Below are 23,881 nucleotides of genomic sequence, written 5' to 3'. Positions count from 1 at the left end.
CCGGCCGCTGTTGCCGCTTCATCCGCTGGGCGCCGGCCCGGTGGATGAGAAAGCGCTCAACCAGAGCAGCAGGCCCCTCGCATCAGCCCACAAAGCGCCGCGCCAGAAAATCCAGCAGCAACGCGTTTACCCGCTCCGCCTGCTCGTTCTGAATCCAGTGGCCGCACGGCGCCAGCAGGTGCTGCTCCAGGTCCGGTACCCACTCCGGCATCATCTTCAGCGTATAGGCCTCAAGCTCGCCTACCGGATCGTGGTCGCCGATCAGAAACATGGTCGGCTGGGTGATCTTGCGCCCCTGCAGTGGCGCGGTGACCTGCCAGTTGCGTTCGAAGTTGCGATACCAGTTCAGTGCGCCGCGAAAGCCTTGCTTAGCAAAGGCCTGCCGATATACGGCGAAGTCGTCTTCGGAGCACCACTCGGGCAACGGGCCCGCCTGCATGTCGTTTTCAAACAGCGTGCCGTCGGCTGACTTTTCCTGCAGCAGCAGGTTTCGCTCCTGGTAGTACATCAGCAGGCGCAGAGTACGATCGACATCTGCATCCAGCTCACGCTCGGCGCGACCGGACTGCTGGAAATAGAGGATGTAGTTAAAACGATCACCGCTGGCCTCGCGCATGATCTCGGTCGCAGGCCGCCGCGGTCTTCCCGCGAACGGCACCGACATGGTCACCAGCGTAGTGACCCGCTCCGGCTCCAGCAACGCGAGATACCAGGCGACCATCGCACCCCAGTCATGCCCTACCAGCGCGGCCTGCCGATGACCGAAGTGATCCATGGCCGCCCGAATATCGCCGCACAGCGTCAGCACGTCATAGGCGGCAACCTCAGCCGGCGCACTGCTGCGCCCGTAGCCGCGCATCTCCGGGACGAACACGCGATAACCAGCCGCCACGAGCGAATCGATCTGATTGCGCCATGAATACCAGCACTCGGGAAAGCCATGCAGGAGCCACACCGGCCTGCCCTGTTCCGGGCCGGCGCTATACAGCGCTGAGAGAGATACCGTTCAGGTCAAGCTGGAAATGTTCGGCGGTAGCGGTCATGTGGCCTCCTGCTGGAGATCCACTATGGCAAAGCCAGGCGCGCCTGTGCGCGCCATCACCCAAACGAAGGCAAAGCCATCGATCCGGTGGATCAGGCCTGGACGCTGGTCCAGTCGATTAGACCGAGTTGCCAGGTGGCCAGAATCAGCAGGCCAAAGCCGATCCGGTACCAGGCGAACGCCGCGTAGCTGTGGTTGCCGATGAACTTGAGCAACGCCCGCACCGCAAGCATCGCGAAGATGAATGAGGTAACGAAGCCGATGGCGAACACCGCAAAATCACCAGGCTGAAACAGGTCGCGGTACTTGTAGCCCGAGTACACCGCCGCGCCCACCATGGTTGGCATGGCCAGGAAGAAGGAGAACTCAGTCGCCGCCTTGCGCGACAGCCCAAACAGCAATCCGCCGATGATGGTCGATCCCGAACGCGATGTACCAGGCACCAGCGCCAGGCACTGGGCGAAGCCAACTTTCAATGCCAGCGACCAGTTCATGTCGTCGACAGTCTCGGCGCGAATCGCGTGATCGCGCCGCTCGGCCCAGAGCATGACGATGCCGCCCAGCACCAGAGCAGTGGCGACGGTGATGGGGTTGAACAGATACTCGTGGATCAGGTCGGCAAAGGCGACGCCGAGCACTACTGCCGGCATGAAAGCGATCAACAGATTGATCGTGAATTTCTGCGCCTGACGCTCCTTGGGCAGACCCACAACTACGTCGATGATCTTGCGCCGGTATTCCCATATCACCGCGAGAATCGCGCCCAGCTGAATGATGATGTTGAAGGCCAGCGCCCGCTCGCCACCAAAACCTATCAGATCCGCAACGATGATCTGGTGGCCCGTGCTGGAAACCGGCAGAAACTCGGTTACACCCTCCACCACACCCAAAATCAGCGCCTGAATCGCAACCCAAACATCCATCTATTCCCCTAAAGCGATGCAGTCCATCGCGGCTCAATGCAACCAAGGTATATGTCAGAAAGCCATCTGGCCGGCTGTTCTGACTTGTTCAAGCGAACTAAATTCCACGGCAGACGAAAAAGGCGCTCATTTTTAGCCACGCCCGGCCGAAAAGCTATACAGAGTGCCGTGGCACGACCGGTACGAAGAGGTCGGGGTGAACTGCCCTACCACCGACCAGCGATAAAGAACGATAAGAAACACCACCTGGAGCCCTATCCATGAATCTGCTGCGAAATGTTCCTATCAGCAAGCGCCTTTGGCTGATCCCCGTGGTCGCCATCGTCATGCTGTTCATTCTCGGCGTGCTGATGATTCAGCAAGTCCGCTCCGACTTGTATCGCGGCAAGCAAGAGGCAACACGGAACGTAGTTGAGGCGGCCTCCGGTGTTTTCGAGCACTACCGCAAGCTGGAAACCAGCGGCGCCATGAGTACAGCCGAGGCTCAGCAGGCGGCCATCGAACAGGTTCGCCTGCTGCGCTACGACGGCCAGGACTATTTCTGGATCAACGATCTGGGCCCGACCATGATCATGCATCCAATGCAGCCGAAGCTCGACGGCCAGGATCTATCGAAGATCAAGGACCCGGAAGGCAAGGAACTGTTCAACGAGATGGTCAAGATCGCCCAGCGCGACGGGGCTGGCCTGGTCGACTACATGTGGGCCAAGCCCGGCGAAGAAGACCCTGTGCCGAAGATCTCCTACGTGCAGCTGTTCAAGCCCTGGGGCTGGATCATCGGCTCAGGCATCTACGTAGATGACGTCGAGCAGGAATTCTGGAACTACCTGACTCGTTTCTCCCTGATAGGTCTGTTTATCTCGGCGATCATGGCCGTGCTGGTGGCGATCCTGATCCGTAGCATCGTGCGCCCCCTTCGCCACACCATGGCTGCAATGGCGAATATCGCGAGTGGTGAGGCCGACCTGACCCGCACGCTGGACGTATCCGGCAACGACGAATTGACTGCCCTCGGCCGTGATTTCAATCAATTCACGCAAAAGCTGCGCACCGTCGTTGGCCAGTTGTTCGAAACTGCTGGGGCGCTGGACCATTCCTCTCGCTCGCTCAGCCAGCTGTCCGGTCAGGCCCACGAGCAGAGCCAGCAACAAATGCTGCAAATGGAACAGGTAGCCACGGCCATCAACGAAGTCACCTACGCCGTGCAGGAAGTGGCAAAGAACGCAGAACACGCCTCCAGCGAGGTGGGTAGCGCGGAGAATCAAGCGGGCCAGGGCCAGCGCAATATCGAAACGAGCCTGCAACAGATCGACGAGCTTTCAGCGACCATCGGCCAGGCTGTCGACGTTATTCAGTCGCTGGCTGATGAAACCACGAAGATCGGTTCGGTACTGGAGGTGATCGGCTCGATCGCCGAACAGACCAACCTGCTCGCACTCAATGCCGCAATCGAAGCTGCCCGTGCCGGCGAACAGGGTCGTGGCTTCGCGGTAGTAGCCGATGAAGTTCGCCTGCTGGCGCAGCGCACCCAGCAATCAACTGCAGAGATTCACAGCATGATCGAGCGCCTGCAGAAAAATTCCGGTGCTGCGGTCAACGTCATCATGGAAAGCAATCGTGCTTCCCAGCTCACCGTGGAGCAGGCCAGTCAGGCGGGCGAAAGCCTTGGCGAGATCGCGCAGGCCCTGCGTAACCTTTCCGGGCTGAACGCCTCGATTGCCAGCGCCACGCTGCAACAGTCCCACGTGGTCGAAGACATCAACCAGAACGTAACGCAGGCGGCTGGGCTGGCGCAGGAGAGTACGCTCGCGGCAGAGCAGTCCAGCGAAGCTGGCAAGCGCCTTGGCGAACTCGCCAACCAGCTGAACCGCCTGCTCAGCCAGTTCAGGGTCTGATATCGGCCTGCGGTCCGCATCTGACGGACCGCAGGCTCCACGATGAGGCGGTAAACGTTCCCCGCCGCACCGGGGCGAAGCAGGCATCGCTCAAGCCAGCAATTTCTCCTCGCGACAGGTTGTCGCAGTAAAAATGGACGCGTGCGCGCCCTGCTCGTCACCCCACGTCACCCGCAGTTCATTTTCCCCAGCATTTACAGAGGTTTAGCTTCACACTTCGCCCTTCGGCCATCTGAGCGTCAAGCTTATACCTTTGGCTAATTGCAAAGGCCGTCAAACTTTTTCGAACTCGCATGTGACTTGCCAGTCCTCTGGGTACATCAACTGCAATGTAAGACCAATGCCAACGAGCTTGGCTGCAGGTATTTTGGGTATCACACAGAGAGACATGCCCCATGCACACACCGCTGCGTATCAACGAAGCCCTTCTGATCACCGATCGCGCATTCAAACCATTCCAGTGCGTCGCCTGGACACTTCCCGAAGGTAATGGCGAAGTCAGCATCACCGTCGTCGACCGCGACGAAGCTCGCCTGCTCGGCCGCTGCAAAATGTCCAGCAGCGTCTTCACCGACCCGGTAAAGCTCGGCGAGACCCTGGAACAAACCCGCGAACAGCTGAGCCGCGACGGCGCTCACTTCTCGCCGTGGCACATGCCCGAGTAACCATGGGCTGCTTGAACAAAGGCCTGCAGCGGCGAGCTCCAGGCCTTTTTTCATGCTCCGCGTTTTCCTACAGCAAGCCGCGGACTGATCCATTCGCCTGTTTGAGGGTCACAACATCAACAAGCGAAACAGGAGAAGCTCATGAAAGGTGCAGAAGCATACGTCAACGATCAATGGCACAGCTGTGGTCTCGCCGACCTCCCACAGGGGCCTGACGCCCATACCGTCAAACTGCATTTCATCGTGCCGCGAGACGCTCAGATGCCCGGTTTGATCGACCACATCAACGAAGTCGCACTGCGGCATCTGAACGAGCTCTATGAAGGCCGAGGCGTAGTGCCCAAGCCAGTGGTCGGCTCGGTGGTGGGTGATGGCACGGGTGACGGCATCGATCTGGAGTTCGAAGTAGCAGCGGCCGGCTGAATCGACAACGAACTGCCCTGCCCAGACGTGCGCTCTGGGTTCAGCCATACACACACGCTCAGTTGCGTTCCCGCCAGCGCTATCCGAAGGATGAACCGACATGACTCCCTTTGACTTGCAGCGCATGCTTCTGCACGAATTTCCGTTGATGTTCGTCGCGGAGGTCGCACTGCGGGCCCTGCTGGCTTTCATGGCCGTGTTTGTCTTCCTCAAGGTCAGCGGTCGCCGCGGTATTCGCCAGCTATCGGTGTTTGAACTGGTGATCATCCTGACTCTCGGATCGGCCGCGGGCGACGTTTCCTTCTATGACGATGTGCCGTTGCTCCCCGTGGCGGCAGTATTCGCCACACTGTTAGCGCTGTACCGCCTGACAGTGTTCTTCATGAACCGCAGCCCGCGCTTTGGCGTCTGGCTGGAAGGCAAGCCGGTCACCATCATCCGCGACGGCATCTATGAGCTTCGCAGTCTCGATGGCCTGAATATCTCCGCCGACGAGTTCTTCATGGAGCTGCGCCAGCAAGGCGTCGAACATCTCGGGCAGGTCAGGCTCGGCATTCTGGAAAACGACGGCAATGTCAGCCTGTTTTTCCATGAGCCGGACGCGGTACGTCCTGGGCTGTCCGTCCTCCCACCAGAGTATCGGCCGGTATTCCACCAGGTTCCCGCTGCCGGGATGTACGCCTGCAGTCGCTGCGGTTTTCCGCAGGCTCTGGAGAGCCAGCAGAAACAGCATTGCCCCAGATGCTCCAACCCCAGCTGGTCGAAGGCGCTTTCTACGCTCAGGTCACGCTGATACACGGTACGAACCGCTACGCAGGTTGCCGGTCAGTTGTTAGAGGCGGCAGAAGCAAACGTTTCTGGCCACCATCTTCCTCCGATTCAGCAGCAGGAGCACACCATGCTTGGCGACTACTCATCGATCAACGACCACCTCGAAACCGCGCGCAAACATGCCGACCAGGCGGAAACCGAGGCCAAACCTGAGCTCTATCGTGAAGCCGTGGATGAATTGGTCGCAGCCATTCGCTTGTTGATGCGCAACAGCGACGAAAAGGACAACTGAGCCCATCCGAGTGCCTCGTCGGCGGGTAGCCGGCGAGGTCGTACGGGAACCGTCATACATGCGCAACGATAGCTTGATGGATGAACCTCCACCGCTCGCCGAAGGCACCCGCCCCGTTCCCGTCGACGAAACCGGCGACACCGGCACCCTGCTTTGCCCGACCCTGCCGCCGGATCTGCATTACGTCGACGACTCGCAGCCAGGCATCAGCCGTAAGGTTCAGCGTGGGAAATTTGTCTACTTCGAGCCGAACGGCGAGCGGATTCGCAACGAAGACGAGATAAGGCGCATCAACAAGCTGGTAATACCGCCGGCTTATCGTGACGTATGGATCTGCCCCGACCCTCAGGGGCATTTGCAGGCCACCGGACGTGATGCGCGTGGGCGCAAACAGTATCGTTACCACACCCGCTGGCGTGAAATCCGCGACAGCGACAAGTACGAACGGATGCTCGAATTCGGCGAGGCATTGCCGGACCTACGCCGCAATCTGGAAAAGCATCTCGCGCTGCCTGGAATGCCACGTCAAAAGGTCATGGCACTGGTCGTCATGCTGCTCGAATCAACACTGATCCGCATAGGCAATTCACGCTATGCGCGAGACAATCGATCCTATGGCCTGACCACCCTACGCACGCGGCACGTGGACATCCGCGGCACCTCGATCCGCTTTCATTTCCGCGGCAAGAGCGGTGTGGAACACCAGGTGACCCTGCGTGACCGCCGCTTGGCGAGACTCATGCGACGCTGCATGGAGCTGCCGGGCCAGCAACTCTTTCAGTATCTGGACGGCGATGGCCAGCGCCGCGCCGTCAGTTCCGGGGACGTGAATCTCTATCTTCGCGAGATGACTGGCCGTGATTTCACTGCCAAGGACTACCGCACTTGGGCCGGTAGTGCTCTGGCCCTGGAAAGGCTACGCAAGCTGGACGCTGCCCCGGAAAGCGTCGCGAAACAGAATCTTGTCGATACAGTCAAACAGGTCGCCCAGCAGCTGGGCAATACCCCGGCGGTTTGCCGTCAGTGCTATATCCATCCGGCGATCCTGCAAGCATTTGGAGCGGGCGATCTGGCCGAGCTACGGGCGGCGCGCAAGCGCAAATGGCTGAGTGCCGAAGAGGTCGCCTTGCTAAATTTTCTGCGTGCGCAGCAGACCGATCAGGCGTGACACAGCACGGGGCGCAGCATCTTCAGTGTTGATACAGCGTAACGCGATTGCGCCCACCGGCTTTCGATGCGTAAAGCCCCGAGTCCGCCCATTCGATCAATTGGGCATGGCTGCTGGTAGGAACGCTGAGATCGGCTACACCCAGGCTGATCGTGAAGCGGATGCGGTGCTGCTCGTGGCGGATTTCGCGTAGTTCGACCGCCTGCCGCAGCCGCTCGGCAAATATCAAAGCACCTTGCTTGTCGGTATCCGGCAACAGCACCACGAACTCCTCGCCACCGTAGCGCCCGGCTACATCCGAGTCGCGCAGATTCTCCCGGATCAGATCGGCCACCTGCTGAATTACGCCATCCCCCGCCTGATGGCCATAGCTGTCATTGATCGCCTTGAAATGGTCGATGTCGAACATGACCAGCGCGGCCTGACTGTCGTAACGCCGATGGCGAGCGTATTCCAGGCGCAGCATTTCTTCCCAGTGCCCGCGATTGTAGAGCCCGGTGAGGCGGTCAGTGCTGGACAGGCGCTGCAACTCGGCGTTGGCGGCCTGGAGCTGGCGTCGGTTCACGGCTACGTCGGTGACGTCATAGATAATCAGGCACACCTGGTCAATGCTGCCGCTGGTGCCTTTGAGGGGTAGCAGCGTGGTGTTCTGATACATGAAATCTTCCAGACCGGTGATCGGCTGGTAGTTCTTGAAGCGCAGCAAGTACGGCCGCTGCTCCCAAATCGTGAATGACGGCGTGCCGAGGGTCATCACGCTTTCCACTTTGCGTCGAAACCAGTCTTCATCCACTTCGGGAAAGAGGGTGAAGAAGGTAACGCCACGTGCCTTGTCGGGGTGCAACCCGGACCGGTTCTCCATGAAGGTGTTCCAGACCTCGACACGATAGTCGCGGTCCAGCACCACGACACCCACGTCGATGCTCTGGACGATCGCCAGTAACCAGTGAAGCTCGTTCAACTCGGCAGAATTGCTCATGCTCAATCCATCAGGTGGGCGAGCTTGCGCGTCAGCAGCTCGACCGAATCTTCCGTGAACAACAGCAACAGGTCAAAGTGGATATCGTGCCCTTCAAGGCTGTAGCTGATTTCCACTGCCAGGGTCTTCTTCCATCGGGCGCTATTGAGTCTTATCAGTTCTTCGATCGATGCATGCTGCCCCAGCACTTGCGGATGCCCCTGCGAAAACACCACTTCGATCTGCTCGGCAATTCCACTGAGACATGCGCTGATCAGCACGCTCGACAGATCCAGGAGCATCTCCATCTCCAGGTAATCCTGCCGTCGCATCAGACGCGCCATGTCGGCCACTTCGGAGTCATGGAACAGCAGCAGCGCCTCGCCTGCGATACCGCCGCCGATGTAGCCCTGGCAGACGGCGGTCAACTTCTCGCCGCGGGCGGCATCGGCCAGCGCCATATGCAGCTCGCCGACTTCTAGAATATTGACGTTAGGAATCGGCAACTGGATGAACACACCCAGCACGCGCGCCAGCAGCGCCGCAGCTCTGCCCATGGCGATGTTGACCACTTCGCGAAAGGTATCGCGGAAGCCGATCTGCTCCCCTTCGACCCTAGCGATCAGAGGCGAGACATCATCCAGCAGGCCAAGGCTAGCCAGCGTCTGGTGTAAATGCACCGGGTCGGCGGGCTTCTTGATGAAGGCCAGCGCGCCGAGAGCCAGGACGCGCCGCACGGCCTCATCCTGAATGTCGGCAGAAATCACAATCGTCTTGCACTGCAGCTGCTCTTCGCGCAGTTGCGCGAGCACCTGATAACCATCCAGCTCCGGCATGGTGAGATCAAGCAGCAGGACGTCGACGCCGCCCTCGCGAATCCGCTCCAGCGCTTCGAGGCCAGTGGCCGCCTGGCTGACGTCGACTGGCCAGCCAGCAGGCAGCGCTTGCAGAAGCTGCTTGCGCGCCAGGGCGGAGTCATCGCAGATCAGCAGGGAAATGACAGACATGTGGTACGAGCTCTCGTTGCCCGATCAACCTTGACACGAGAGCTTATCGCAGGAATGACGCGCTGTGCGCATCATGAAGGCAAAATAGTGGCATTTCGCCTTAAAAACTGCCGAACGGCCCGACGGTGCTGCTCCGCCGGGCTGTGCCGGGATCAGTAATAGGCGTTCTCACGATTGGTGTGATCGGTCACGTCGCGTACGCCCTTGAGTTCCGGAATACGGGCCAACAGCGTCTTCTCGATGCCCTCCTTGAGCGTGACATCCGCCTGCCCACAGCCCTGGCAACCGCCGCCGAACTGCAACACTGCGATGCCCTCCTCGACCACATCGATCAGAGTGACCTGCCCGCCATGGCTGGCCAGGCCCGGATTGATCTCGGTCTGCAGGTAATAATTGATACGCTCGTTCATCGGGCTGTCTTCGTTGACCATTGGCACCTTGGCATTCGGCGCCTTGATGGTCAGCTGGCCACCCATGCGGTCGGTCGCGTAGTCGACCAAGGCATCCTCGAGGAAGGGCTCGCTGGTGCCATCGATCCAGGCGGTAAAGCTCTTCAGCGCCAGTGCGATGTCGTCTGGTTTCTCCTCGCCCGGCTTGCAGTAGGCGATGCAGGTTTCAGCATACGGGGTGCCCGGCTGGGTAATGAAGATGCGAATGCCGATGCCGGTAGTGTTCTGCTTCTCGAGCAAATCGGCCAGATAATCGTGTGCAGCTTCGGTAATGGTGATCGCGCTCATAGGAACTCCTCGCAGACATGCGCCGCAGTGTACGCCAAACCACTGCCGCGGTTAAGTCCTAGTATTTTAGTCGGGTTAAACGTGGCCGAGTTCCAGCCGCACTTGCCGCTCGCGCGGATCAGAGGTTTTCGTAGCGATTCATATCCAGCACGCCTGCTTCCAGCGGCTCGGTTTCTTCGAGGTAGCCGGTCAGATCGTTGAAGTAATCCCAGAAATGCGGATGGCTGCGGCGCACGCCCCAGCGCTCCACCAGGCGCTCGAAGTCACGGCTCTCCCTCACCTGCTCCAACTTCGTGACGAATGCTGGCACGTCCGTCGCGCTCATAGTGAACAGGAAGTTCGGATAACTGCTCAGAATGCCTGGATAGACCGTCAAGGTGTCCAGCCTCGGCTGCCAGCGCAGCGATTCGCCATACATGAAGGCAACATTGCTGTGGGCCCGGTTGCGCAGCAGGCTGTAAATCTCACGCCGGCCACCATCGTACTCGACACGCAGCAGCGTGGCCTCCGGCAGCTGCTGGATAACCGGCAAGCCGGCAGCAAGCCGGTTGGTCAGGCGACTGAGTGCCTGTTCGGCTCGTTGCAGCGGCGCGGGCTGATCTGGGCGATAGCAATGGCTGCCCTGGCAGCGATTGATCGGATCAGCTGTCGCATTTACGCCGGCATACCTCGCCAGCATCTGCCGGGCAAACGCTTGTTTGGCGTCGGCCTTGCCGAGGTCGAGCAGCGAAGGTGTCGAACTGTCTATAGAGGTATAGGCCAGCAGCAATTTCAGCTGCCCGCCTTGCTCGTACCAACCATTCAGGATCGCCTGCCGGGACGCAGCCGGCAGCAACCGCAGGAAATTCAGCTCCGCGCCATTGCGGATCAGGTCGAAGTAAAGACGCGTCTGCCCCTGATGGGAGACATTGCCGAACACGTCGAAGTTGACCACCAGCTGGTAATAGGTGCGCTCAAGCAGCGGATAGTCCATCCACCAGAGCGTCTGCGGAATCTCCCCGATGAGCCCCTTGCGCACCGAGGCGCTGTCATGCTGGCGGAAGATGCTGAGCATGGCGTTGTCATTGCCGGACCAGATCTGTTTCCACTGCGCAGGTTTGTTGGCGTAGGCCTGCGTGCGCAACTGCTCGTACTGGTTGCGTTTCACGCGGTAAGTCTTCCAGAACGCCAACAGGTTGCCCATCTCATCGAACTGTCCCGGCATCGCCAGCAACGGTGTTGTCTGCTCGCGGTAGCGGCGGTCCGTCACGTACAAGTCGTGCTGAGGGTCCTGAAAGAACACCCAGAAGTGGTCGCGAATCACGTCGGTTGCGATCTGTCCGCGACACACCGGTCCGCGAATGAACGTGCGAACGAAATACTCCGCGTTGTCCAGCATGAACTGGTAGCGGGCCTCGGCGGGGATCGCCTGGAAGGTCTTGAATGGATTGGCGCGGTGATCGGCGCCGTAACCGGGAATGGTATCTACCGCCCAGTCACTTTCGAAGAAGAGCGACTTGACTCGTGCCAGCTTGGCCGCACTCAACGGATAAGTGATGTGGGTCTTGTGCACGATCACGTCGGGAATCGGCCGTAATCGATAGCTGAAACGAGTACCCGGATCGTCGTTGGGGCGCCGCGTCGCGATGGGGTCGACCGGCTCGCCACTGGGCGTGCGCGAGCGCACCAGCTGATAGAAGTGACCGCTCTCGCCGCCTTCGAAGTACAGGTGCGCAATAAAGAGGTGCTCATACAGCCAGCGCCCGACCAGACTACCGCGGGCGCCAGGTGTGTTGAGCAGACGTTCCCATTCGGCAATCTGGGACGTCTCTGCCGGCGAGGGAAACAGCTGCCGATGCTCAACCGGCGCGCCCTGCTCCAGCCAGCGCTGCACAATGGCATATTCGTTATCGCTCAGCCCGGTGACGGCGAAGGGCATGCCGCCATGGGACGTCTTGCGTGCATAGGCATCGAATTCACCTGGGAGTGGGCAGCTGTTCTCCCGACCGATGCCGATCTCCAGACCCAGTGGTAGCTTGGTGTTGGGCGTCAGCGGCTGGCTGCGGCCCAGCTCCAGCATTCGCGCCATCAGCGCCGCCTGATCACCCTCGGCACTGAGCACCGAATGGAACCCCTTGCGTCGCCAGGCGGCATCGCCATCGGCATCGAGAAACAGCCGGGTCGGCTGCTGCGCCTTGACCCGAACGCCGTTGTAGACCGGCAGTTTGTGCCCGCCGCGGGACGCTCCCTCGCCGCTGCCGAGATTGAGCTGGCAGGGCGAGTCATAACAGGCATGACAGGCAACGCATTTGGCCGTGAAGATCGGTTGAATGTCGCGTTGGTAAGAAATAGCTTCGGCCTGTACCGCCCCGCCAACCAGTAGCAGGACGCAGCCAAGCCAGAAACGGAGGGACATGAATCAAACGCCTTGAAGTGAGCCCGCATTCTATGCGCCTGAGGCGGCCGCCGCTTGCTGGCTCAACCTGAATAATCTTCATGCAAAAGCGCAGAAGCTAAAAAAGCATGCAGCTTTGCTATCATTCGCGCTCTCTGTTTTCGCTTTTTTCAGGTAGTCCTCATGTCCACTCGCAGCTCCCGTCTTCAGGCACTCCATCAAGCGCTCCAGGAGCGCATCCTGATCCTCGACGGCGGCATGGGAACCATGATCCAAAGCTACAAGCTGGAAGAAGAGGACTACCGTGGCACGCGCTTCGCCGACTGGGCGCAGGACGTCAAAGGCAATAACGACCTGCTGCTGCTCAGCCGCCCGGACGTCATTCAGGCCATCGAGAAGGCTTATCTCGACGCTGGCGCCGACATCCTCGAGACCAACACCTTCAACGCGACTCGCGTCTCTCAGGCCGACTACGGTATGGAAGAGCTGGTCTACGAACTGAACGTCGAAGGTGCGCGCCTGGCCCGTGAAGTGGCGGACGCCAAGACCGCCGAGACGCCGGACCGTCCGCGCTTTGTTGCCGGCGTGCTCGGCCCGACCAGCCGCACCTGCTCGATCTCCCCGGACGTCAACAACCCCGGCTATCGCAACGTCACCTTCGATCTGCTGGTGGAGAACTACGTCGAAGCGACGCGCGGCCTGATCGAGGGCGGTGCCGACCTGATTCTGATCGAAACGATCTTCGACACACTGAACGCCAAAGCGGCCATCTTTGCCGTGCAACAGGTGTTCGAGGATGAAGGCGTCGAGCTGCCGATCATGATCTCCGGCACCATCACCGACGCCTCCGGCCGTACCCTGTCCGGGCAAACCACAGAGGCGTTCTGGAACTCGGTGCGTCACGCCAAGCCGATCTCCGTTGGCCTGAACTGCGCCCTCGGCGCCAAGGACCTGCGCCCGTATCTGGAAGAACTGTCCAGCAAGGCCGACACTTTCGTTTCTGCGCACCCCAACGCCGGCCTGCCAAACGCTTTCGGCGAGTACGACGAAAGCCCGGCAGAAATGGCTGCGGTGGTCGAGGAGTTCGCCGCTTCCGGCTTTCTCAACATCATCGGCGGCTGCTGCGGCACCACGCCGGCCCACATCCAGGCGATTGCCGAGGCCGTCAGCAAATACTCGCCGCGCGTGATTCCGGACATTCCCAAGGCCTGCCGGCTGTCGGGCCTGGAGCCGTTCACCATCGACCGCAGCTCGCTGTTCGTCAACGTCGGCGAGCGCACCAATATCACCGGTTCCGCCAAGTTCGCCCGCCTGATCCGCGAGGAAAACTACACCGAGGCGCTGGAAGTCGCCCTGCAGCAGGTCGAAGCCGGCGCCCAGGTGATCGACATCAACATGGACGAGGGCATGCTGGACTCGAAGGCGGCCATGGTCACCTTCCTCAACCTGATCGCCGGCGAGCCGGACATCTCCCGCGTGCCGATCATGATCGACTCCTCGAAGTGGGAAGTGATCGAGGCAGGCCTCAAGTGCATCCAGGGCAAGGGCATCGTCAACTCGATCTCGATGAAGGAAGGCGTCGAGCAGTTCAAGCAGCACGCCCACCTGTGCAAGCGCTATGGCGCCGCCGTGGTGGTGATGGCGTTCGACGAAGCCGGCCAGGCCGATACCGCCGCACGCAAGCGCGAAATCTGCCAGCGCAGCTACGACATTCTGGTCAACGAAGTGGGCTTTCCGCCGGAAGACATCATTTTCGACCCGAACATCTTCGCCATCGCCACCGGCATCGAGGAGCACAACAACTACGCGGTCGACTTCATCGAAGCCTGCGCCTTCATTCGCGACAACCTGCCCTACGCGCTGACCTCGGGCGGCGTATCCAACGTGTCTTTCTCCTTCCGCGGCAACAACCCAGTGCGCGAAGCGATCCACTCGGTATTCCTGTTCCATGCGATCAAGGCGGGCCTGACCATGGGCATCGTCAACGCCGGCCAGCTGGAGATCTACGACGAGATTCCCAAGGAGCTGCGCGATGCGGTCGAGGACGTGGTACTCAACCGCAGCGCCAACGGCACCGAAGGCTTGCTGGAGCTCGCCGACAAGTACAAGGGCGATGGCTCGGTCAAGGAAGCCGAGACCGAGGAATGGCGCAATCTGCCGGTGGACAAGCGCCTTGAGCACGCGCTGGTCAAGGGCATCACGGCCTTCATCGTGGAGGACACCGAGGAGTGCCGCCAGCAGTGCGCACGCCCCATCGAGGTGATCGAAGGCCCGCTGATGAGCGGCATGAACGTGGTGGGCGATCTGTTCGGCGCGGGCAAGATGTTCCTGCCCCAGGTGGTCAAGTCCGCCCGCGTGATGAAGCAGGCCGTGGCACACCTGATCCCCTTCATCGAGGCGGAAAAGGGCGACAAGCCGGAAGCCAAGGGCAAGATCCTCATGGCGACCGTCAAGGGCGACGTACACGACATCGGCAAGAACATCGTCGGCGTGGTGCTCGGCTGTAACGGTTACGACGTTGTCGACATGGGCGTGATGGTGCCGGCGGAGAAGATCCTGCAGACCGCCATCGCCGAGAAGTGCGACATCATCGGCCTCTCCGGCCTGATCACGCCGTCACTGGACGAGATGGTCCACGTCGCCAAGGAAATGCAGCGCCAGGGCTTCAGCCTGCCGTTGATGATCGGTGGCGCCACCACGTCCAAGGCACATACCGCGGTGAAGATCGACCCGCAGTACCACAACGATGCGGTGGTCTACGTCACCGACGCCTCCCGCGCGGTGGGTGTCGCTACTACGTTGCTGTCCAAGGAGCTCAAGCCGGCCTTCGTCGAGAAGACCCGCGAAGAGTACGCCATGATCCGCGAGCGCACCGCCAACCGCAGTGCACGCACCGAGCGCCTGAGCTATGCCCAGGCCGTCGCCAACAAGCCGCAGTTCGACTGGGCCAGCTACACGCCGGTCAAGCCGAGCTTTACCGGCCGCCAGTTGCTGGAAGATATCGACCTGCGCACGCTGGCCGAGTACATCGACTGGACGCCGTTCTTCATCGCCTGGGACCTGGCCGGCAAGTATCCGCGCATTCTCGAGGACGAAGTGGTCGGCGAAGCAGCCACCGCACTGTTCAGCGATGCCCAGGCCATGCTGAGCAAGCTGATCGACGAGAAGCTGATCCGCGCCCGTGCCGTGTTCGGCTTCTGGCCGGCCAACCAGGTGCAGGACGATGACTTGGAAGTCTACGGCGACAATGGCGAGAAGCTGGCCACCTTGCATCACCTGCGCCAACAGATCATCAAGCCGGATGCCAAGCCGAACCTGTCCCTGGCCGATTTCGTCGCACCGAAGGACAGCGGCATCACCGACTATGTAGGCGGCTTCATCTGCACCGCCGGCATCGGCGCCGAGGAGTTGGCCAAGGCCTATCAGGACAAGGGCGACGATTACAACTCGATCATGGTCAAGGCGCTCGCCGACCGTCTTGCCGAGGCCTGCGCCGAATGGCTGCACGAGCAGGTGCGCAAGCAATATTGGGGCTACGCCAAGGATGAGCAGCTGAGCAACGAGGAGCTGATCCGCGAGCAGTACAAGGGCATCCGCCCTGCCCCCGGCTACCCAGCCTGCCCGGACCATACCGAGAAAGGCACGCTGTTCCAGCTGCTGGATGCCGACGGCATCAGCCAGGTCACCCTCACCGAGCACTACGCCATGCTGCCGACCGCAGCGGTCAGCGGCTGGTACTTCGCCCATCCGGAGGCGCAATACTTTGCCGTCGGCAAGATCGACAAGGATCAGGTAGAAAGCTACAGCCGGCGCAAGGGCGAAGACATCGCCGTCAGCGAACGCTGGCTGATGCCGAACCTGGGCTACGACAACTGACTGCAGATGCCGCGCTCTTCCGGCAAGGGCAAGCGCGGCAAACCAGTGTGCGGCCACGGCAATCGCCTGGATGCACGGCGTGCACCGGATCGCCACAGACGAATAGGAGCATTAGGAATCGTGCCGATGCGCCAACCAATGCTCGAAAGCTTCGACAGGTAGCGGCCTTGACAGTAGGTAGCCCTGCGCCTCATCACAGCCGATGGCTTTCAGGAAATCGTAGACCTCAGGTTCTTCGATGCCTTCAGCCACCACGCTGTACCCCAAATCATGGGCCATGCCGACCATCGCTTTGACCAGCGTCTGGCTACGTGGACGCTGGTCAAGAAGCGAAATGAACGAGCGGTCGATCTTCACTACCTGCGCGGTAATCTTCTGCAAATAAGACAGGCTGCTATAGCCGGTTCCGAAGTCATCAATGGCAATACTGATCCCTGCCGCTTGCAGCATTTCCAACTGACTGGATGCTGCGGGGCCGTTGCCGATCATCGCGCTTTCAGTCAATTCGAGTTCGATGGCTGAAGAAGGCAGGTTGCGCTCGGTCAGTGCCGAAACCAGGTTCTGGGCGAAGTCCGTCTCTTCGAGATTCAACGCTGTAACGTTAATCGAGATACAGACTTCCAGACCGATGCTTTGCCATCTTGCTGCCTGCTCCACTGCCTGGGCGACGACCCATCTGGTCAGCGGTCGCGCCATTTTGGTTTGCTCAATCAGCGGAATGAACTCTGCGGGGGAAATGTCACCCAGTAACGGATGCTTCCAGCGAATCAGCGCCTCGGCACCGACGCACGCCCCGGTTTTCATGTGGACCCGGGGCTGGTAGTTGAGCCGCAACTGGCTTGCATCCGTCAGCGCGCAGCTAAAGTCGTCCAAGAGGACGAAGCGGCGCCGATAGCGGGCATCGAGCTCGCTGGAATACAGCCCGACACCGCCCTCCAACTGCCGAGCATCCTGGCTGGCGCAGTGTGCAACACGCAGCACATCCTCTCCGAGGCCTTCGCCCAGGCGGAAAGGTGCTACGCCAATGACCGGGCGCGTCATCAATGCCCCGGAATCATCCGGAGCAACAACGGCGAGATTTGCGCGCAACGCGCTGGCGAGTTCTACCGCCTCCTGCGCACTGGACGCTTCCATGACATGGACGAATTGGTAGGGGCTTACGCTGTAAAGCTTGACGCCCTTGTGCAAGGATCGCTGCAAGCGCATCACGGCAGACTTGGTCTGCTTGTCTAGAAACGCAGGCCCCATCACCCGCTGGATGGACATCATCTGCTCTATGTCCACCAGGTCGGTGAAAAAGGCGAACAGCGACCTGCCTGGCTGGTCACGACCAAGGTCCTCCAGGTCCTCTAGGAACTGGCTGCGATTGGCCAGCCCAGTCAATGGATCAACACGGCCATAGGCATGCTGCATCTCGATCTGCCCCATGACCATGGATGCCAAATCGCGCAGCACTGCTTGCTCATGTTCGGTGACGTCACGAGGCTCAGTACCCAGCACACACATGGCACCTAATGTGTATCCCTCCCGCGTGACCAGCGGCGCACCGGCGTAAAAGCGTATCCCGGAATGCGCGAGGGTACTATCGCGATAGTACGGCGATGCCAGCAGATCATTGATCACCAACATTTCGGAGCTGTCCGCCACTTCCCCGCAGCAGGCCTTGAATCGCGGGATTTCCGTGTGCGCTACCCCGACGCGGGATTTGAACCACTGCCGATCGCTGTCGGTTAGCGAAACCGCTGCTATTGGCAGGTCGAACAGCTGGCTCGCCATCCGCGTTATCCTGTCAAAGCTCTCGCTAGGGGGGGGTATCAAGAATGTTCAACTGCCTTAGGGTAAACAGCCTTTCTTGCTCGTAGTGCGGCATGGCGCATTCAACTCCAGACTCATTTCATAGGCGCCGCGAGCAGATTCACCCCGAAGTACCGACCAGCACTTCACCAAGTGCCGGCGCAGCAGATTCGGGCAGATAGGGTGACCGGCGTGGTAACGCGTTGCGTGGACAGATCATCGGCTGCGAGCTGCCCATCTTGATGTCCATTGATCGCCAGCGGCGGGTGTCGCCGCACTCGGTTTACTGGCTGACCGGCGCCTCTAGGCGTTTAATAGCAGCCCTCACAGAATCGCTCCCCTCAGGACCACGCTATGCCCGCTGACACTCCCTACCTGCTTGATCAACTAGAAACCGCCGACATGCTGATCGTTGACGATCTGCATGCCTGGCAGTTCATGCTGAATGAGGCGCTGCTCGATGCGGCCGACGCCGCGGCCGAAGCCAATCAGCCATTTGCCAGTGAAGACACGCTGCTGACTATCGATCTGGTGGACGGCCGCACTCGCCGCCAGTGGCAGTTCAGCTACAACCAGATAATGGAAGCCCAGCTCCAGGTCGATGGCGAAACCTGGCTACTGGAGGGCCCGCACCGGCTGCAGTGCCTAAGCGCGATCGGCGGTGACGAAGAGGCCGAATAAGCCTGTCAGCCGCCTCGCCCGACCCGCGCGACGGCTGCTATCGAACGTGCAGTCGCACTCGCCCTATCCCCGGCGAGTGCCGCTGACTTAGCGCCATCCATCAGCGGGCGTTCGATATAGCGATAGCTCAGGCCGGCGACGATCAGCGACATCGTTAAACAAACCGTCACACGCGGCAGCAGCGGCTGGTCGTCGAGGCCGGTCATGCACAGCAGCCAGACGGGGATATGGCACAGGTAAAGCGAAAACGATACCTGTCCGACTGCCTCCAGCGGGCGCGACAACGCGCCGAAGATCGCCTCGCTGGAACAGACCGCCAGCATGAATGGCACAGCCAGCACCAGCGTCGTCGCCGCCCAGCGAAATGAAGCGAGCGGTTCCAGAGCGATGGCGAGAAGGCTCGCCGAGGCCACCGCCAGACCGCTCACCAACACTTTGCTGGTGGCGGTCATCGCCGCGATGTCGCGCTCGACGACGCGAAACTGATCCAGCGATGACAGCTTCCATAGCAGCAGCCCCATGAACAGGCCGTTCGCCCGGAACAGCCACTCGGGCGCGAAAGGGTTGGCGAAGCTGAACCAGAGCACGATACCGATCACCGCCGGCCAGAATGCCCGGCGTAGCAGAAGCAATAGCGGAAACAAGAGGTAGAACTGCACCTCAAGGGCGATCGACCAGAAATAGCCGAAGTCGGTCTCATGCAACCCGTTGAAGATATTGGCGAGAAAGAACGCCGCGCTCGCCGTCACGCCGAGCAGGGTATCCAGCGAATAGACAGGCGCCCCACGCGGCGGCTCGACAACGCTGAACAGCAGTACCACCGCTGCCCAGAACCACGTCGGCAGCAGCACACGGCGGATGCGCTTCTTGTAGAAGGCGTACACCGCCAGGGCATCGAAACGCTGCTGCTTGCGCAGAAAGGTCGCGCCCATCAGGTAGCCGGAAATAAGAAAGAACAGATCGACCCCGACACCCGGCAAGAAGCGTTGCAGCAAGCCATCCCACCAGTCGGCCTCCACGCCGACCAGCATCACCGACGCATGGGCCAGCAGTACCATCACGATCGCCAGCCCACGGAGAAATTGAATATTGCGATTCTTGCCGTGCCGCGCTCCGGCATCAGTCATAAGCAGTCCGATATTCGCAAGCCGCCGCGACTACCAGCCATTGCCTGGGTCATTCAGGATCGATTCCATTACCTCGGGGCTTTGTTCAACACCTGGCCAGCCTCCCGCTGCACCCTCGCCTGAACCATGACCAGTCGATACCCGCGTCGTTCAATCCCGGCGCGCCTCACAACATGCAGCCATCGGCGGAGACGTCCGCTATGATCGCGCCCCTCCTCTGCAAAGCCGGTTTCACGCCATGTCGTCTCTCGAACTGATCGCCTCGCTGCTCGGCGTGATCGCCGTATGGCTGACGGTGCGCCAGAACCCGTGGTGCTGGCCGCTCGGGTTGGGCATGGTGTCGCTCTACGCCTGGTTTTTCTTCGACGCAAGGCTGTATTCGCAGGTCCTGTTGCACAGCGTATTCGCCGCGATGCAACTGTACGGCTGGTGGGCCTGGACGCTGGGCGCCGCGGTCGACCAAGGCAGGCCCGTGACCCGAGCCAGTACGCAGGAAGTCGCAATCGGAATTGCCGGCGCAGCAATTGGCAGCCTGCTGCTCGGCAGTGCAATGGCAAGCTTCACCGAGGCTGCCTTTCCCTGGATCGACGCCGCCTTGACCGCGTTCAGCCTGCTCGCGCAGCTGTGGATGGCACTCAAGCGCTTGCAGTGCTGGGTCCTTTGGATCGTCGTGGATGTGCTGTTCATTGGCTTCTTCAGCCATCAGGGCTATTGGCTGACCGCAGGTCTCTACGCGCTGTTCACCGGGCTTGCGGTTATGGGGCTGCGAGAGTGGCGAACGGCGCTGGGCGCCACGCGATGAAGGTTTTGGTGCTTACCGGCCCGGAGTCCACCGGCAAAAGCTGGCTTGCGGAACGGCTGCTGCGCACGTTCGGTGGCGTGCTGGTCGGCGAGTACGTGCGTGACTACATCGAGCAGAGGCAACGCGACACGACGTTTGCCGATATTCCGGCCATCGCCCGTGGCCAGCTGGTCCGCGAAGATGCCGCGAGAATCCAGGCACCGCATCTGCTGATTCTGGATACGCACCTGCTGAGCAACATGCTCTGGAGTCATACGCTGTTCGGCGATTGCCCCGCCTGGCTCGAGGATGAGCTGCTGGCGAGGGATTACCACCAGCACCTGCTGCTCTCGCCCGAGAATATCGAGTGGCATGCCGACGGCCAGCGCTGCCAGCCGGATATCAGCGAACGACTGGACTTCTTCGAGGCATGTCGCAGCTGGCTAGTGCAGCGGGACCAGCCCTTCGTCGAAATCGGCGGTAACTGGACCGAGCGAGAGCGTCATGCGATTGCACATACCCGCGCACTGCTGGAGTGACTGATCGTCAGCGCGATGGCTGGCGAGCACCTCGCAATAGCAGGCCGATGGCAAGCACGACCAACAGGCTGCCGGGCAACCAGTGCATACCCATGCGTGCCGGCTGATCGAAGAACAGCAGCAGCATCGAGACAAACGGCACCAGATAGCTGTAGGCCGTGACCGCGCCAGGCGTGAGCACGGAGGTCGCTCGCTGTTGGAGGAAGAAGGTCATGGCGCTGGAAAACACGCCGAGGTAGGTCACCAGAAGCAGATCCAGCAGGTTCATGCGCAACAACGTTGCCGGTCGTTCCCAGAGCAGGCCCATCAGGCCGATCAAAAACGCGCCGGCGATCAGGCTCCAGAAGGTGCGCAAGCCTGCCTGCCGCGGCAGCATGCCGTTCGCCATCCCCCATTTGCTCAGTACCGGGTACAACGCCGAAGCGACGCAGCCAAAAAAGAAGCCCAATTCGCCCAGACCCAACTGCATACCGGAAAAATCGCCACCGTTCTCGGCCCATGCCAGCCCCAACGCTCCGCTCGCACCAAGCGCCAGGATGGCCAGTAGGCGGCCTGCAGGTTGCTCGACGCCCAGCCCACGGCCCAGGCAATAAGCCAACAGCGGTACGCTGACGAACAGCGTCGCCATCGACAGTGCGCTGACCCGATGGGCCGCCCAGAACATGGTGCCGAAAAAGCCCGCCAGGCATAGGCCCATGGCAGCGTAAAGCAGCAGAGTGCGCCAACCCGGTCGCCCTTCGCTCTGACTCCAGGCCAGCGGCGCCAGGACCAGCGCGGCGATGCTGAAGCGCATGGCTGTCAGCAACAAAGGCGGCAACCCTTCGCTTAGCAAGCCCACCGCCGGGAAGGACAACCCGACAAAAAGCGCCCACAACAGCATGCCGAGATGCGCACGGGTGGTCCCGCCGCGGCTATCGCTGCTGCGCACCTCCGGCGTTTGGCTGTTCAGACTGGTGTTGATGGCGTAACGACGGTGACTGCGGTTCAAAAAGGTCGCTCCCTGTTCGTTGCCTCGCAGCCCATGTGGCGATTACAGACGCGAGGGGGACCGTCGAATGACCCTGATCGAGTGACTGAGGTTCGGTTTGCGCGTCACGCTGATCGGCCGCCGGGTGACCGTATCGATGGTGATATTCCAGAAGCCGGTGCTCGGCACCACGATCTTGGCCGGAAACTTATCGAACGCCCCGCCATGGTACGTATGCCGCCCGCCGTTCTTGAAACTGCGGAAGTTCGCATCGTTCATCAGGCGGATGTTGCAGGTCTGCGAGCATTCGATGACGACGATATCGTCCTCGTTGAGGTGCTCGCGCTGGTGTATGAACTTCATCGACTGCTCCGACAGCGCACATGGCGGCAAAGCGGCTAACGATAGCATGCACCCCCGTCGCATCGGCCGGATTGTGTACAGCGCTGAGCGGATCGTGAGCGCCTGCACTCGGGTTGTTCCTTAGCCGGGGTTGTGTATCCTCTGTGCACTATCTAACAGCTGCTCCCTCCGCCCATGCTCAGTACGTCACTCCCCTGCTCTTCAAGCCTGCCCGCGGGAAGCCGACTGCTGTTTCTCTTCGATACCGGATTGTTGGCCCTCTGGTGATTGGCGGCCCCGCCCGCGCTCAACACATCACCAAACCCAGTTCATCGAGGAATGCCGCCAATGCCTGCGGTCCGTAATACCGTTCAGATCGACGCCCCTATCGTGCGCAACGCGACCCGTTGCGGTTTCTTCATGGCCGGATTCGGCCTGTCCGTCTGGGCACCACTGGTGCCGTATGTACGCGAACGCATCGAGATGACCGATGCAGTGTTCGGCCTGCTGCTGCTCTGCATCGGCGTCGGCTCGCTGACCTGGATGCCGCTGTCCGGCGTATTGGTAAGCCGCTGGGGCATCCGTCCAGTGCAGTTGTGCAGCGTCGTGCTATTGGCGTTGGCTCTGGCCGGCATGGCCCTGACCGACTCGATGCTGTTGCTGGCCCTGGCACTGTTCTGCTTTGGCGGCAGCCTGGGCGTCATCGACGTGATCATGAATATTCAGGCGGTGCTGGTGGAAACCGCGGTCGGCCGCCGACTGATGTCGAACTTCCACGGCATGTACAGCCTCGGCGCCATCAGCGGCGCACTGATGCTCACCGGCCTGCTGACCGTCGGCCTGGCGCCGGAAATCGGCAGCTTTCTGATGATTGGGCTGATCGTTGCGGCGAATCTCGGTCTGGCCCGCGGCTTTCTGCCGAATCGTGCGCCGGGCGGCGGCTTTGCCTTCATACGGCCCACTGGGGTGGTGCTGTTGGTAGGCCTGATGTGCTTTGTCGTGTATCTGGCCGAAGGCGCCGTGCTGGACTGGAGCGCGCTTTACCTGACCGGCGAGAAAGGCCTCGAAGTGGCCAAGGGCGGCCTGGGTTACGCAGCCTTCGCCCTTATGGTGACCATCGCGCGCTTCGCTGGCGGCCCGCTGGTTAATGCGCTCGGCACGGCGCGAGTCATCGCTTTTGGTGGTCTGCTCGCGGCGTTTGGCATCGGCCTGAGCCTGGCCTCCGAACACTGGGCCGTGGCGCTGATCGGCTACGGCTTGTGCGGGCTGGGTTGCGCCAACGTCTCGCCGGTGCTGATTTCGTCCCTGAGCCGGCAGGACGGCATGCCGGTGCAACTGGCCGTCACCGTGGCGACCACCATCGGTTTTGCCGGGGTCCTTGCCGGCCCCGCCATGATGGGCGTGGTCGCGCATTTCAGCTCGCTGGGCATGGCCTTCGCGCTGCTCGCCGTCCTCCTGGTCGGCATCGTGCCGTTCTGCCGTCGCTTCACCGCGTGACCCCGGATAGAATGCGCGCCCT

Annotated in this window: 20 protein-coding genes and 1 pseudogene; 11 read left to right on the top strand and 10 right to left on the bottom strand. The window is 60.9% G+C overall.

Annotation, left to right across the window (positions count from 1 at the left end; genetic code table 11):
* Positions 1-82: 82 nt before the first annotated feature.
* Both UIB01_RS10705 and UIB01_RS10700 read right to left on the bottom strand, forming a co-directional pair.
* A pseudogene (locus UIB01_RS10705) lies at positions 83-1,043 on the bottom strand (alpha/beta fold hydrolase).
* Between the two features lie 91 nt (positions 1,044-1,134).
* Complete coding sequence (locus UIB01_RS10700; protein WP_038659968.1) at positions 1,135-1,965, bottom strand: undecaprenyl-diphosphate phosphatase; 831 nt, start codon at positions 1,963-1,965, stop codon at positions 1,135-1,137.
* Positions 1,966-2,225: 260 nt separating this feature from the next.
* Between UIB01_RS10700 and UIB01_RS10695 the strand changes: the two genes are divergently transcribed.
* From UIB01_RS10695 to UIB01_RS10675, 6 genes are all read left to right on the top strand, one after another.
* Positions 2,226-3,860, top strand: a complete 1,635-nt coding sequence (locus tag UIB01_RS10695) for a methyl-accepting chemotaxis protein (protein WP_038659965.1) — start codon at positions 2,226-2,228, stop codon at positions 3,858-3,860.
* Between the two features lie 395 nt (positions 3,861-4,255).
* Complete coding sequence (locus UIB01_RS10690) at positions 4,256-4,525, top strand: hypothetical protein (RefSeq protein WP_038659962.1); 270 nt, start codon at positions 4,256-4,258, stop codon at positions 4,523-4,525.
* 141 nt (positions 4,526-4,666) lie between these two features.
* Entirely contained in the window at positions 4,667-4,948 is a 282-nt protein-coding gene (locus UIB01_RS10685; RefSeq protein WP_038659960.1) for a hypothetical protein, read from the top strand.
* Between the two features lie 100 nt (positions 4,949-5,048).
* Complete coding sequence (locus UIB01_RS10680) at positions 5,049-5,741, top strand: DUF421 domain-containing protein (protein ID WP_038659957.1); 693 nt, start codon at positions 5,049-5,051, stop codon at positions 5,739-5,741.
* 105 nt (positions 5,742-5,846) lie between these two features.
* The gene (locus tag UIB01_RS23240) at positions 5,847-6,011 is read left to right on the top strand and encodes a hypothetical protein (RefSeq protein ID WP_165362478.1); all 165 of its coding nucleotides are present in this window, start codon (positions 5,847-5,849) and stop codon (positions 6,009-6,011) included.
* A gap of 58 nt (positions 6,012-6,069) precedes the next feature.
* Entirely contained in the window at positions 6,070-7,179 is a 1,110-nt protein-coding gene (locus UIB01_RS10675; RefSeq protein ID WP_051605074.1) for a DNA topoisomerase IB, read from the top strand.
* A gap of 22 nt (positions 7,180-7,201) precedes the next feature.
* Here the strand turns inward: UIB01_RS10675 and UIB01_RS10670 are convergent, their stop codons facing one another.
* From UIB01_RS10670 to UIB01_RS10655, 4 genes are all read right to left on the bottom strand, one after another.
* On the bottom strand, positions 7,202-8,158 hold the full coding sequence (locus UIB01_RS10670) for a sensor domain-containing diguanylate cyclase (protein ID WP_038659954.1): 957 nt from the start codon (positions 8,156-8,158) through the stop codon (positions 7,202-7,204).
* A gap of 2 nt (positions 8,159-8,160) precedes the next feature.
* Positions 8,161-9,144: a response regulator gene (locus UIB01_RS10665; RefSeq protein WP_038659951.1), complete on the bottom strand. Its 984-nt coding sequence runs from the start codon at positions 9,142-9,144 to the stop codon at positions 8,161-8,163.
* A 152-nt stretch (positions 9,145-9,296) separates the two neighbouring features.
* Complete coding sequence (nfuA, locus tag UIB01_RS10660) at positions 9,297-9,881, bottom strand: Fe-S biogenesis protein NfuA (protein ID WP_003300421.1); 585 nt, start codon at positions 9,879-9,881, stop codon at positions 9,297-9,299.
* Between the two features lie 118 nt (positions 9,882-9,999).
* Positions 10,000-12,276 (bottom strand): fatty acid cis/trans isomerase, encoded by a 2,277-nt coding sequence (locus UIB01_RS10655; protein ID WP_038659949.1) that lies wholly within the window; start codon positions 12,274-12,276, stop codon positions 10,000-10,002.
* Between the two features lie 162 nt (positions 12,277-12,438).
* On the opposite strand from UIB01_RS10655, the gene metH reads away from it, so the two are divergent.
* Positions 12,439-16,131 (top strand): methionine synthase, encoded by a 3,693-nt coding sequence (metH, locus tag UIB01_RS10650; protein ID WP_038659945.1) that lies wholly within the window; start codon positions 12,439-12,441, stop codon positions 16,129-16,131.
* Positions 16,132-16,242: 111 nt separating this feature from the next.
* On the opposite strand, the gene UIB01_RS10645 is transcribed toward metH, so the two are convergent.
* Positions 16,243-17,907, bottom strand: coding sequence for a sensor domain-containing phosphodiesterase (locus UIB01_RS10645; RefSeq protein ID WP_219807510.1), 1,665 nt, complete (start codon positions 17,905-17,907; stop codon positions 16,243-16,245).
* Positions 17,908-18,279: 372 nt separating this feature from the next.
* Here UIB01_RS10645 and UIB01_RS10640 point away from each other — a divergent pair, with 372 nt between their 5' ends.
* Positions 18,280-18,606, top strand: coding sequence for a DUF5629 family protein (locus UIB01_RS10640; protein WP_038659942.1), 327 nt, complete (start codon positions 18,280-18,282; stop codon positions 18,604-18,606).
* 5 nt (positions 18,607-18,611) lie between these two features.
* On the opposite strand, the gene UIB01_RS10635 is transcribed toward UIB01_RS10640, so the two are convergent.
* Entirely contained in the window at positions 18,612-19,733 is a 1,122-nt protein-coding gene (locus UIB01_RS10635; RefSeq protein WP_038659939.1) for an acyltransferase family protein, read from the bottom strand.
* A 238-nt stretch (positions 19,734-19,971) separates the two neighbouring features.
* On the opposite strand from UIB01_RS10635, the gene pnuC reads away from it, so the two are divergent.
* Complete coding sequence (pnuC, locus tag UIB01_RS10630; protein ID WP_038659936.1) at positions 19,972-20,535, top strand: nicotinamide riboside transporter PnuC; 564 nt, start codon at positions 19,972-19,974, stop codon at positions 20,533-20,535.
* Complete coding sequence (locus UIB01_RS10625; protein WP_038659933.1) at positions 20,532-21,053, top strand: AAA family ATPase; 522 nt, start codon at positions 20,532-20,534, stop codon at positions 21,051-21,053. Before pnuC ends, UIB01_RS10625 begins: the two co-directional genes overlap by 4 nt.
* A gap of 7 nt (positions 21,054-21,060) precedes the next feature.
* Here UIB01_RS10625 and UIB01_RS10620 read toward each other — a convergent pair whose 3' ends face one another.
* Complete coding sequence (locus UIB01_RS10620) at positions 21,061-22,041, bottom strand: DMT family transporter (RefSeq protein ID WP_038659929.1); 981 nt, start codon at positions 22,039-22,041, stop codon at positions 21,061-21,063.
* 42 nt (positions 22,042-22,083) lie between these two features.
* A complete protein-coding gene (locus UIB01_RS10615; RefSeq protein WP_003279791.1) occupies positions 22,084-22,383 on the bottom strand; it encodes a DUF1883 domain-containing protein in 300 nt (99 codons plus the stop codon).
* A 327-nt stretch (positions 22,384-22,710) separates the two neighbouring features.
* Between UIB01_RS10615 and UIB01_RS10610 the strand changes: the two genes are divergently transcribed.
* Positions 22,711-23,859, top strand: a complete 1,149-nt coding sequence (locus UIB01_RS10610; protein WP_038659924.1) for an MFS transporter — start codon at positions 22,711-22,713, stop codon at positions 23,857-23,859.
* Positions 23,860-23,881 lie beyond the last annotated feature (22 nt).

It is taken from the genome of Stutzerimonas decontaminans, assembly GCF_000661915.1.
Classification (GTDB): Bacteria; Pseudomonadota; Gammaproteobacteria; order Pseudomonadales; family Pseudomonadaceae; genus Stutzerimonas; species Stutzerimonas decontaminans.
The sequence above is the reverse complement of the archived record's forward strand: the minus strand, read 5'-3'. Positions and strand labels throughout refer to the sequence as shown.

What these genes read in the sequence shown, in the direction of transcription:
- UIB01_RS10700 (WP_038659968.1), bottom strand. Translation starts at nt 1,965, where the DNA reads ATGGATGTTTGGGTTGCGATTCAGGCGCTGATTTTGGGTGTGGTGGAG.
- UIB01_RS10695 (WP_038659965.1), top strand. Translation starts at nt 2,226, where the DNA reads ATGAATCTGCTGCGAAATGTTCCTATCAGCAAGCGCCTTTGGCTGATC.
- UIB01_RS10690 (WP_038659962.1), top strand. Translation starts at nt 4,256, where the DNA reads ATGCACACACCGCTGCGTATCAACGAAGCCCTTCTGATCACCGATCGC.
- UIB01_RS10685 (WP_038659960.1), top strand. Translation starts at nt 4,667, where the DNA reads ATGAAAGGTGCAGAAGCATACGTCAACGATCAATGGCACAGCTGTGGT.
- UIB01_RS10680 (WP_038659957.1), top strand. Translation starts at nt 5,049, where the DNA reads ATGACTCCCTTTGACTTGCAGCGCATGCTTCTGCACGAATTTCCGTTG.
- UIB01_RS23240 (WP_165362478.1), top strand. Translation starts at nt 5,847, where the DNA reads ATGCTTGGCGACTACTCATCGATCAACGACCACCTCGAAACCGCGCGC.
- UIB01_RS10675 (WP_051605074.1), top strand. Translation starts at nt 6,070, where the DNA reads ATGCGCAACGATAGCTTGATGGATGAACCTCCACCGCTCGCCGAAGGC.
- UIB01_RS10670 (WP_038659954.1), bottom strand. Translation starts at nt 8,158, where the DNA reads ATGAGCAATTCTGCCGAGTTGAACGAGCTTCACTGGTTACTGGCGATC.
- UIB01_RS10665 (WP_038659951.1), bottom strand. Translation starts at nt 9,144, where the DNA reads ATGTCTGTCATTTCCCTGCTGATCTGCGATGACTCCGCCCTGGCGCGC.
- nfuA (WP_003300421.1), bottom strand. Translation starts at nt 9,881, where the DNA reads ATGAGCGCGATCACCATTACCGAAGCTGCACACGATTATCTGGCCGAT.
- UIB01_RS10655 (WP_038659949.1), bottom strand. Translation starts at nt 12,276, where the DNA reads ATGTCCCTCCGTTTCTGGCTTGGCTGCGTCCTGCTACTGGTTGGCGGG.
- metH (WP_038659945.1), top strand. Translation starts at nt 12,439, where the DNA reads ATGTCCACTCGCAGCTCCCGTCTTCAGGCACTCCATCAAGCGCTCCAG.
- UIB01_RS10645 (WP_219807510.1), bottom strand. Translation starts at nt 17,907, where the DNA reads ATGGCGAGCCAGCTGTTCGACCTGCCAATAGCAGCGGTTTCGCTAACC.
- UIB01_RS10640 (WP_038659942.1), top strand. Translation starts at nt 18,280, where the DNA reads ATGCCCGCTGACACTCCCTACCTGCTTGATCAACTAGAAACCGCCGAC.
- UIB01_RS10635 (WP_038659939.1), bottom strand. Translation starts at nt 19,733, where the DNA reads ATGACTGATGCCGGAGCGCGGCACGGCAAGAATCGCAATATTCAATTT.
- pnuC (WP_038659936.1), top strand. Translation starts at nt 19,972, where the DNA reads ATGTCGTCTCTCGAACTGATCGCCTCGCTGCTCGGCGTGATCGCCGTA.
- UIB01_RS10625 (WP_038659933.1), top strand. Translation starts at nt 20,532, where the DNA reads ATGAAGGTTTTGGTGCTTACCGGCCCGGAGTCCACCGGCAAAAGCTGG.
- UIB01_RS10615 (WP_003279791.1), bottom strand. Translation starts at nt 22,383, where the DNA reads ATGAAGTTCATACACCAGCGCGAGCACCTCAACGAGGACGATATCGTC.
- UIB01_RS10610 (WP_038659924.1), top strand. Translation starts at nt 22,711, where the DNA reads ATGCCTGCGGTCCGTAATACCGTTCAGATCGACGCCCCTATCGTGCGC.